The organism is Streptomyces sp. AF1A, assembly GCF_047340315.1.
Classification (GTDB): Bacteria; Actinomycetota; Actinomycetes; order Streptomycetales; family Streptomycetaceae; genus Streptomyces.
Genome location: NZ_JBLEBI010000221.1, coordinates 1 through 9,771 on the forward strand (window position 1 = coordinate 1; position 9,771 = coordinate 9,771).

Below are 9,771 nucleotides of genomic sequence, written 5' to 3' on the forward strand. Positions count from 1 at the left end.
TTCCCGGCCGGTCGCAGGGGCCGCACGCGCAGGGGCGGGACGTCCCCGCCGTGGCCTCGGGTGCGGACAGTCCCGTCGGCGTGTTCACCCTGACCGCCGACTCGGCCGACGGGCTGCGGCGCAATCTCGCGGCCCAGGCGGCCGCGGTGGCGCGGCACGGGCGGTCGGTGGCGGCGCTGTGCTGGAGCAGCAACCGGGCCAAGACGGGACTGCCGTACCGGTACGCCGTCACCGCACGGGACACCGAGGAGCTGGCCGGTGCGCTGCGCCGGGCCGCGCTGGCGCCCGCCGCGGCCCGGGCCGCCGTACGGCCGTCGGGTGCGCCGGTCGTCGGGTTCCTGTACACCGGGCAGGGCAGCGCGTACCCGGGCATGACCGCCGGGCTGTACCGCGACCTGCCCGCCTACCGCCGCCACCTGGACGAGGCCGACGCCGCGCTCGCCCCGCACACCGGCCACTCGGTGCGCGAGCTGCTGCTCACCGGGGACGAGCGGATCACCGGCGCCCGCCTCGCCCAGCCCGCGCTGTTCGCGGTGCAGTACGCCCTGTCCCGAACGCTCACCGGTCTCGGCGTGCGCCCGGCGGCCGTGCTCGGGCACAGCGCTGGCGAGTACGCGGCGGCGGTGACGGCCGGCGCGCTCGGCCTGGCGGACGCGGCCCGGCTGGTCGCCACCCGGGCCGCGCTCATGGCCGAACTGCCGGTCGGCACCGGCATGCTGGCGGTGCGGGGCGCCCGGGACCGGGTCGAGGCGCTGCTCGCCGAGGAGCCGCACCTGGTCCTCGCGGTCGTCAACGGCCCCGGCGACACCGCGCTGTCGGGCAGCCTGCCCGCGCTGGAACGGGCCGCCGCCGCGCTCGCGGCCCAGGGTCTGCGCGCCCGCTTCCTGGACGCGCCGGTCGGCTTCCACTCGCCGGCCGTGGCGCCCGTGCTGCCGCGGCTGCGCGAGGCGGCGGCCGGGATCGCGGTGCGCCGGCCCGAGGTGCCGTTCGTCTCCACCCGGTACGGCCGCCTGCTGCGCGACGAGCCGCTGGACGCCGGGTACTGGGCCGCGCAGGCCGCCGCGCCGGTGCTCTTCGCGGACGCTCTGGGCGCGCTGATGCGGCAGAGCGCGCCGACCCACCTCCTGGAACTGGGGCCCCGGCCGCACCTGCTGGGCCTCGCGGGCCGCGGCGGCTTCGGCGAGGGCGTCGAATTCCTCCACCCCTGCCCGGGGCCCGCCGCCACCGGTCGCGAACTGGCCGACGTGGTCGCCACGTTGTACCGGGCCGGCCTCGACCCCGACTGGTCCGCCCTGTACGCCCCGGAGCACCGCAGGCCCGAGCGTCTGGCGCCGTACGTCTTCGACGACCGGCCGCGCTTTCCCCAGGCACCGGCGCCGGCGGCGGGCGCGGGGGACGCCGTGGCGGTGGAGGCCCGGGGGGACGAGCCGGCGGAGCGCCGGCAGGCGCCGGAAGCGGGCCGTCCGCCCCTGGTCGCCGCCGTCATCCGGGCCGTCGCCGATGTGGGGGGCTATCCCGTGGCCGAACTGACGGCGGGGGCCCGGTTCTACGAGGACCTGGGGTTCGACTCGGTGATGATCATGCAGCTGAAGGACCGGATCGAGGCGCGGCTGCCGCAGCTGGGCGAGCTTTCGGTGCCGGACCTGATTCCGGCGCTGCGGTCCATCGAGTCGCTGGCCGCGCACCTGGGCGCCCTGCCGGAGGCGGAGGCGGCCGCGGGCGCGCGGGTGCCGGCGACCGCCGGGGCGGGAGGTGAGTGACGTGACGGCGACGGCGTTCCTCGCCGGGATCGGCACCGCCCTGCCCGGCGCGCCGGTGGACAACGCGGCGCTCGGCCGGGCGCTGGGCGTGAGCCCCGAGTGGATCGACGTCTTCGTCGGCACCCGCTTGCGGCACTTCGCCCGCGACCTGGACACCGGCGAGGTCCGCGGCACCCTGGCCGGGCTGTGCGCCCGGGCGGCCACCCAGGCCCTCGACCGCGCCGGACTCGACCCGGCCGACGTCGACTTCCTCGTGCTGGCCACGGCCACCCCGGACCGGCTGCTGCCCACCACCGCCACGGAGGTCGCCGACCGGCTCGGCCTCGGCCAGCTGCCCGCCTACCAGCTCCAGGCCGGCTGCTCCGGCGCGCTGCAGGCCCTGGAGCTGGGCCGCGCCCTGCTCGCCGGCGGCGCCGGGGCCGGGCTGGTCGTCGGCGGCGACGTCACCCACCGGCACCTGGACCTGCGGCCCGGAGCGGCCCGCAGGCCCGCCGGCGAGCTTGTCAACTACGTGCTGTTCGGCGACGGCGCCGGCGCGGCCGTGCTCACCGCGCAGCCGCTCGGCGACCGGCTGGCGGTGCGCGGGGTGCTGCACCGGTTCACCGGACTGGGCCGCGACCCCGGGCAGATCGTCCACTGGTACGGCGCGGGCGACGCCGTACCGGACGGCCCCGCGGTCACCGAGGACTACAAGGCGATCGAGGAGTTCGTGCCCGGCATGGCCGCCGAGGCCCTGTGGGAGACGCTGGAACTGGCCGGGTGGCAGCCGCAGGACGTCGACTACCTGCTGCCGCCCCAGCTGTCCCGCCACATGACCCACCGCATCCTCGACCGGCTCGCGCTGCCGGGCGCCCGTGAGATCAGCTGTGTCAGCGACACCGGGAACACCGGCAACGCGCTGCCCTTCCACCAGTTCGACCGGCTGGCGGCGGCCGCCCGCCCCGGCGAACGGGCGCTGGCCCTGGCCGTCGAGTCCAGCAAGTGGATCAGGACGGGGGTGTGCCTTGAGAAGGTCTGACGCCCCGTCGGCGGCCGCACCGGCCGCCGGCCCGGGCACGAGCGCCCTGGACCTGCTGCGGCTGCTGCGGGACGAGCGCCGGCTGGAGGCGGAGTACGACACGGTCGCCGCGCTCCTCGCCCGGCACGAGGTCGCCGACGACCCGGTGGCGCTGCGCCGGGTCGGCCGGCTGCTGGCCGGGGCCGATCCGGACCGGGTGCGGGCGCACCATCCCGGCACGCCCGTGGTGACGGTGGCGGTCACCGGGTCGTCGACGGTCGCCCCGGTGCTCGACCCGCTCACGGCGGAACTCGCCCGGCACGGGATGCCGGTGCGCCCGGTGCTGGGCGACCACGGCGCCTTCGTGCGGGACCTGACCGATTCCGCGGGCGGATTCGCGGGCGTCCGCTACGAAGTGGCGCTGTGCCTGCTCGATGCCTCGATCGTCCTCCGGCGGCTGCCCGAGGTGTGGGGCCCCGACGACGCTGCGCGGGCCTGCGACGGGACGCTGGCGCTGCTGCGCGAGGTCGCCGCCGGGCACCGGGCCCGGGCGGGCGGCACGCTGGTGCTCAACACCCTGCCGCTGCCCGCGACCTGGAGCCGCCGGCTGGTGGATCTGCGGTCGCGGGCGCGCCTGGGCGCGGTGTGGCGGGAGTTCAACGCGTCCCTGCTGCGGCTGTCCGCGGAGGCCGACGGTGTCGTCGTGATCGACCTCGACCCGCTGCTCACCGAGGGCGGTCCGCTGCACGACGCCCGGCTGGCCCACCACGCCGACGCCCAGCTCGGCGCCGGGCTGCTCGCGGCGTACGCCCGCGAAGTGGCCCACTTCGTGCGGGCGTTGCGCGGGACGACCCGCAAGTGCCTGGTGCTGGACCTGGACCACACGCTGTGGGACGGCGTGCTGGCGGAGGACGGCCCGGCCGGTGTCGCCGCGGCGGGCACCCCGCGGGCGGAGGCCTTCGGCGCGTTCCAGCGGCTGGCCGCCCAGCTGCGCGGGCAGGGGGTGCTGCTCGCGGTCAGCAGCCGCAACGACCCCGAGGAGGTGCGCACGGTCCTGCGCGAGCACCCGGACATGCGGCTGCGCGAGGACGACTTCGTGCACATCGCCGCCGGGTGGGGGCCCAAGGACGAGGCGCTGCGGGAGATCGCCGACCGGGTGGGCATCGGCACCGACGCGCTGGTCTTCGCCGACGACTCGCCGGCCGAGTGCGCCCGGATCCGCGCGGCGCTGCCGGAGGTGGCCGTCGTGCGCCTCGACGACGAACCCTCCCTGCACGGCGAGAGACTGCTGCGCGACGGCTGGTTCGACCAGCCGAGCCTGACGGAGGAGGACCGGGAGCGCGGCAACCGGTACCGGGCACAGGCGCGGGGCGGCCGGCTGCGCGCGGGCGCGGCCACCGTCGACGCGTACCTCGCCGACCTGGGCACCGGCGTCGACTTCGGGCCCCCGCTGCCGTACGAGTACGCCCGCACCGCCCAGCTCACGCAGCGCACCAACCGGTTCAACCTCACCGGGGTGCGGCTGACGGAGGCGGAGGTGGCCGCGGCGGCGGGCGGTGCGGACGGCGCGGAGCTGCTGGTGGCGCGGGCCGCCGACCGGTTCGGGGAGCACGGTCTGGTGGGTGCGGTGCTGACCCGGCGGGCCGGAGCGGTGCTGGAGGTGGTGAACGTCTGGCTCAGCTGCCGGGTGCTCGCGCGCGGCATCGAGCACGCCTGCCTCGCGGACGTGCTCGCCCGGGCGCGCGCCGCGGGCTGCCGCGAGGTGCGGGCCGGCTTCACCGAGACCCGGAAGAACGCACCGGCCCGGGCCTTCTATCCGGAACTCGGTTTCACGCCGGCCGAGTCCGAGAGGCCGCGCGCATCCCGGGAACCCGGCGGGTCCGGCGAGTCCCGCCCCTCCGGGGCGTCCGCCACGGGGCGCACGCGCTATCGGCACGACCTCCGCACGCTCCCCCTGGTGCCCTCTCACATCCGAATGACCGCGACCCCGGCTGGAAAGAATGCCCATGGATCTTGGCTGCCTCGACGATTTTCTGCGACTGCTCCATGATGAGTGCTCCATCGATCTGCGCGGGCGAGGCGTCGCCACGCGGCTGGCGGATGTGCCCGAGTGGGACTCGGTGCTGCTGTTGCGCCTGGTCGCGGCGCTGGAGGAGGAGACCGGCCGACGGCTGGCCATCCGCCCTCTCCTCGAGGCCCGGACGTTCGAAGACATCCACGTGTGTGTGAAGGAGCAGGCATGACAGCCCACCAAAGCGCGGCCGTGGGGCCGCCGCTCACCGTTCCGGTGGAGGTGGCGGACTGCTCCGACGCGGCCTGGAACCAGGTGAGGCGCGATCTGCGGCAGAGCGGTTCCGCCCTGCTGTGGGCGCGGCTGTCCGCGCTCGGCGCCAAGGTCCCGGGGGACGAGACGCTGCGCGAGGTGCTCGGCCGGGACTGGTCCCGCTATCTGGAGCTGACCCACGCGGACGTGCGCCGCCGCTACGCGGCCTCGCGGCTGCTGCTGAAGTACGCGGCCGGCGCGGTCCTGCGCAGCGACCCCGAACAGCTGGAGCTGGCCTACGGCGCGACCGGACGGCCGTACCTGCGCGGCTACGACCAGATCGACATCAGCCTCAGCCACACCGGCGACGTGCTGCTGGTCGGTCTGACCACGCGCGGGCTGATCGGCGTCGACGCCGAGCGGATGGACCGCCAGATGTACGGCGGCGGGCTCGGCCGGCACGTGTGCACGCCGTACGAGCTGATCACGCTGGCCGCGCTGGACGAGCGGGAGCGCAACCCCAGTCTGGTGCGGCTGTGGACGCTGAAGGAGGCCTACAGCAAGGCCATCGGGCAGGGGATGAACTTCCGCTTCACGGAGTTCGGCTTCGGCCCGGACGGCCGCCCGGTCCAGGTGCAGCGCCCGGACGGCACGATCGGCACGGGCGACGAGTGGGGCTTTCGCAGCTTCGTCATCGACGACGCCTACTGCGTCAGCGCCGCCGTCTACGACGCCGGGTTCGGCTCGACGGCCGAGATGGACGTGGCCACGATGCTGGACCAGGACTGCGTGGACGCCATCGAGGACGCGCTGGGGGACGGGGAGGTGTTCAACGACTGGCCGTGTCGCGGGAACTGACGGGCCGTCCGGCGGCGAGGTCCTCGGGGAGGTCGTCGAGCATGCCGGACCTGGCCACGTTGAAGCCGGCCTGGAAGCGGCTGGTCGCCTCCAGTTCCTCGGTGATCTCGGCGATGTGCCGGCGGCAGGTGCGCACGGACATGCCGAGCCGGCGCGCGACCATCTCGTCCTTGTAGCCCTTCGCCATCAGCCGCAGGATCGAGTGCTTCACGTCGTCCCCGGTGGTGGGCGCCTTGCCGGTGTCCGGCTCGAACGGGGTGGCGCTGTCCCAGAGGTAGTCGAAGACCTGGCAGAGGAAGGAGACGAGGGTGGGCTCGCGCACCACCGCGGCGCCGGGCGGCTGGTCGGGGCAGGAGGTACGTTCCGGCAGGAAGACGATCTCGCGGTCGTAGATGAACAGCCGGTCGATGACCTCGTCGGCGGTGCGGACCTCGGCGCCGGCCGCGGTGACGTCCCGGACGTAGGCGCGGGTGGGCAGGTCGCTGCGGGCGGTGTGCTGGTAGATGGTGCGCATGCGCACCCCGCGCTCCAGCAGTTCCTGGGCGGCCCGCCGGGCGGCGGGCAGCACCTCGGAGGGGCGGGGGCCGCCGGGCTGGATGATGAGGACCTCGTTGCGGCACAGCTGGCGGCGCTCGTCGATCATCGACTGGACGAGTGCCGCGTCGCCGATGAGGTCGAAGGCCTCCAGGCGGTTGCGCTCGCGTCTGCCCTCGAAGTACAGCGGGGTGAGCGAGAGCAGCTTGGTGCGGACCTCGGTGACGGCCTGCTGCAGATCCCGCACCTGGCGCTCGGCCGCTCCGACCAGGTCGGCGGCGGCCACCTCCGGGCCCACCGGGACGAGCACCCTGGGGTCGCCGGGCATGGGCTGCAGCAAACGCAGATGGCGCAGCACCTGTTCGGCGCGCTCGGCCTCGGGGGCGGTCAGGCCCAGCTGCCCGGCGATGGCCTCCCGGTCGAAGCGGCCGAGCCGCACTGCGTGGCCGTACGCCGACGCGCTCACGTCGTCCAGCTCAGCGAAACCCAGGGTGGAATATTCGCTTCCGGCCATCAATTGCCGCTCCCCCCAGTCCGGCGAATTACCTGTCATGCAACTTTACGCCACCGTGAAGCGCTTGGTCGTAAGAGCTCAATGAAGGCAGGCTGAAGTCCGCCGGAAGGGACCGGGGCCCCATGAGGGCAGAGGCCAATGAAGTAGAACTCTCAATCAAATGCCTTTACGGTTCCTTTGAGATCACATGACCAAGTGGGGGAACAGACATGGGGATTTCTTTCCGAACCCGACGGCGTGAACTGGCCGCTGTCCTGCTCGGCGCCTGCGCCGCGGCCGTGCTCGCCGCCGGCGGCGCCCAGGCCGCACCGCGACACACGGACACGGCCGCCGACGCCGGGGTGACGGTGAGCACCGGCACGCAGGGCCTCTCCCTGACCGCGCTCCTCACCACGCCGTGCGACGACCGCTGGACCTGATCCCGCCCGCGGTACGACGGACCACCACAGGGGCCCCGGGCGGAAGCGGACCGGGGCCCTGCGCCGTGCCGGCGGTGGCGTCCGGCGCGGGCGCGGAACGGGAACGGTCAGGCCGGGACGAGGGCGTGGGCCGTGTGGGCGATCGCCGTGGCCAGGATGCCGTCCTCGGCGGCGAACCGGCCCGTGAAGGCCCGTGGCGCGCGGGCGCCCCCCGCACCGGTGAGCAGCCGGGCCGTGAAGCCCCGCCGCGCCGGGTCGAAGGTGATCAGGGCCTGGTGGAAGCCCAGTTCCAGGCCGGTCACCGGATACCAGGCCTTGAAGACGGACTCCTTGGCGCTGAACAGCAGCCGGTCCCAGGCGATCCCCGGGTGGCCGGCCAGCAGCGCGGTGACCTGCCGCCGCTCCGGCCCCAGCGAGATCTCCTCCAGGATGCCGTCGGGAAGCGGCAGGTCCGGCTCGGCGTCGATGCCGACGGAGGCGAAGTCCTCGCGCCGGGCCAGGGCGGCGGCCCGGTAGCCCGCGCAGTGCGTCATGCTGCCGGTCAGCTCCGGATGCCAGGCCGGGGCGCCGCGCCGGCCGGGTACGACCGGCGCCGGGGGCACGCCCAGCTCGGCCATCGCCGTCCGGGCGCACCAGCGCACCGCCGCGAACTCGGCGCGCCGCTTGGGCACCGCGTCCCGCACGTGGTCCTCCTCCTCGGGGAAGAGGGCGACGCCGACGGGGTCGGTGCGCACCTCGACCGCGGCGACGGTCGACGGCAGCAGGTCGGCCAGCATGGAGTCCTCGATTCGCTCGGGGCCGGAGGTGGGCTGACTCCAGCCTTCGAGCGGGCCCGGCCCCGCGGCGAGCGACGGCGGGCCGGGCGGCGGACGTGGCAGGGAAAAAGGGGGTGCGGGCGGCAGCCTGCTGCCATGCCGACGGGTTGCCGTGCGCACTCCTGCCGGTCCCTGGTCAGTGGCCGGCGCGGGTCCTGCCATGCCCTTGCCATACGGGGACGACGCACGGCCGTTCGGCCGGTTCTCCGGGGCGTTTGCGCCGGCGCCGCACCACGGCACTGTGCAGCTTTGTCGACTTCCGCGGCGACTTCCCGGCATCGTGCGGGCGATGCGCGGGCGGCGTGCAGGCGACTTCGGGCGCCACTGCCGGCGGCGCGCGGCGCCCGACGTGCGCCGCCGCGGCCCGTCCGGCGGCTACGCGCATGGGCGTAAGCAGCGGTCAATTTGCTGCCGTGCAGGTTCTGGTCACCGTCGGGGCGGGCCGGCCCCATCTAGAATGGAATGCACAATTCTCGGATGACGTATTTCCGGCAGAAAACCGGCTTCGGTATGCCCGGACAAAATAATTGCGTGATCGCGGGGGGCGCAGCGTGAAAATCGTGGAAAGGGCAGCGGAACTCGCATCGCTGGAATCCGCGCTGGACGACGCCGCGGCGGGCCGCGGCGGTGTCGTCCTGGTGGAGGGGCCCGTCGGTTGCGGCCGGAGCGAACTGATCTCCGAGGCGATCGACCGGGCCACCGTCCGGGGCCACACGGTGCTGCGCGCGACCGGCGCGGCCGCCGAGCGCCGGCTGCCGCTGGGCCTGCTCGGCCAGCTCGCCGCGAGCGGCCCCCTGGGGCTGCTGCCGCCCCGCCGGGAGCGGGGCCGGCGCGGACTGCGGGAGTCGATGGAGCTGTTCGGCGCCGCCGTACGAAGGCTGGCGGCGCACGGGCCGGTCGTGATCTGCGTGGACGACTGGCAGCACGCCGACGACCTCTCCCGCGCGCATCTGCTGCACCTGGCCCGGGGCTCGCGCCGCGCCCGGATCCTCCTGGTCCTGGCGCGCGCCCTGCCCACGCCGGTCCCGGACCCGCTCCTGGAGAGCGAACTGCTCCGCCTGCCCCGGCTGTTACGGCTGCGGGCCGGGCGCCTGAGCCCGTCCGGCGTGGACACCCTGCTGGACCGGGCCGGGATCTGCGCGGAGGCACACCGGCGCCTGGCACACCGGCTGGCCGGGGGCAATCCACTGCTGCTGCGCGCGGTGGTGGAGGACATGACGGGGCCGGGCGCGCCGCGCCCGCGGCCGGCCGACGGCACCGAGGACGCCGAGGACGCCGAGGACGCGGAGGACACCGAGGACGCCGACGGCACCGACGGCACCGACGGCACCGAGGACGCCGAAGACGCGGAGGACACCGAGGACGCCGACGGCACCGAGGACGCCGACGGCACCGAGGACACCGACGGCACCGAGGACGCCGAAGACGCGGAGGACACCGAGGACACCGACGGCACCGAGGACACCGACGGCACCGACGGCACCGAGGACGCCGAGGACGCCGAGGACGCGGAGGACACCGAGGACGCCGACGGTGCTTGGGCCGGCGCGGCGGACGGGCTCCGGGCCGACGGGGCCTATGGGCACGCCCTGTTCACCTGCCTGGCACGGG

Annotated in this window: 9 protein-coding genes; 7 read left to right on the forward strand and 2 right to left on the reverse strand. The window is 75.2% G+C overall.

Annotation, left to right across the window (positions count from 1 at the left end; all coding sequences use genetic code 11):
- The 5 genes from ACLU3S_RS33265 to ACLU3S_RS33285 all read left to right on the forward strand — a co-directional run.
- Positions 1 to 1,760: acyltransferase domain-containing protein (locus ACLU3S_RS33265; RefSeq protein WP_413955708.1), on the forward strand; the 1,760-nt coding region annotated here is incomplete at its 5' end.
- Position 1,761: 1 nt separating this feature from the next.
- On the forward strand, positions 1,762 to 2,778 hold the full coding sequence (locus tag ACLU3S_RS33270; RefSeq protein WP_413955709.1) for a 3-oxoacyl-ACP synthase III family protein: 1,017 nt from the start codon (positions 1,762 to 1,764) through the stop codon (positions 2,776 to 2,778).
- Complete coding sequence (locus tag ACLU3S_RS33275; RefSeq protein ID WP_413955710.1) at positions 2,765 to 4,807, forward strand: HAD-IIIC family phosphatase; 2,043 nt, start codon at positions 2,765 to 2,767, stop codon at positions 4,805 to 4,807. Before ACLU3S_RS33270 ends, ACLU3S_RS33275 begins: the two co-directional genes overlap by 14 nt.
- Positions 4,764 to 5,000, forward strand: a complete 237-nt coding sequence (locus ACLU3S_RS33280) for an acyl carrier protein (protein WP_413955711.1) — start codon at positions 4,764 to 4,766, stop codon at positions 4,998 to 5,000. Before ACLU3S_RS33275 ends, ACLU3S_RS33280 begins: the two co-directional genes overlap by 44 nt.
- Positions 4,997 to 5,878, forward strand: coding sequence for a 4'-phosphopantetheinyl transferase family protein (locus ACLU3S_RS33285; RefSeq protein ID WP_413955712.1), 882 nt, complete (start codon positions 4,997 to 4,999; stop codon positions 5,876 to 5,878). The genes ACLU3S_RS33280 and ACLU3S_RS33285 overlap by 4 nt, the downstream gene beginning before the upstream one ends.
- On the opposite strand, the gene ACLU3S_RS33290 is transcribed toward ACLU3S_RS33285, so the two are convergent.
- Positions 5,850 to 6,926, reverse strand: a complete 1,077-nt coding sequence (locus tag ACLU3S_RS33290) for a LuxR C-terminal-related transcriptional regulator (protein WP_413955713.1) — start codon at positions 6,924 to 6,926, stop codon at positions 5,850 to 5,852. The genes ACLU3S_RS33285 and ACLU3S_RS33290 overlap by 29 nt on opposite strands.
- Before the next feature lie 209 nt (positions 6,927 to 7,135).
- Here ACLU3S_RS33290 and ACLU3S_RS33295 point away from each other — a divergent pair, with 209 nt between their 5' ends.
- Positions 7,136 to 7,345: a hypothetical protein gene (locus tag ACLU3S_RS33295; RefSeq protein ID WP_413955714.1), complete on the forward strand. Its 210-nt coding sequence runs from the start codon at positions 7,136 to 7,138 to the stop codon at positions 7,343 to 7,345.
- A gap of 107 nt (positions 7,346 to 7,452) precedes the next feature.
- Here the strand turns inward: ACLU3S_RS33295 and ACLU3S_RS33300 are convergent, their stop codons facing one another.
- Positions 7,453 to 8,121, reverse strand: coding sequence for a 4'-phosphopantetheinyl transferase family protein (locus tag ACLU3S_RS33300; protein WP_413955715.1), 669 nt, complete (start codon positions 8,119 to 8,121; stop codon positions 7,453 to 7,455).
- Positions 8,122 to 8,720: 599 nt separating this feature from the next.
- On the opposite strand from ACLU3S_RS33300, the gene ACLU3S_RS33305 reads away from it, so the two are divergent.
- On the forward strand, positions 8,721 to 9,771 hold a 1,051-nt coding region (locus ACLU3S_RS33305; RefSeq protein WP_413955716.1), incomplete at its 3' end, for an AAA family ATPase.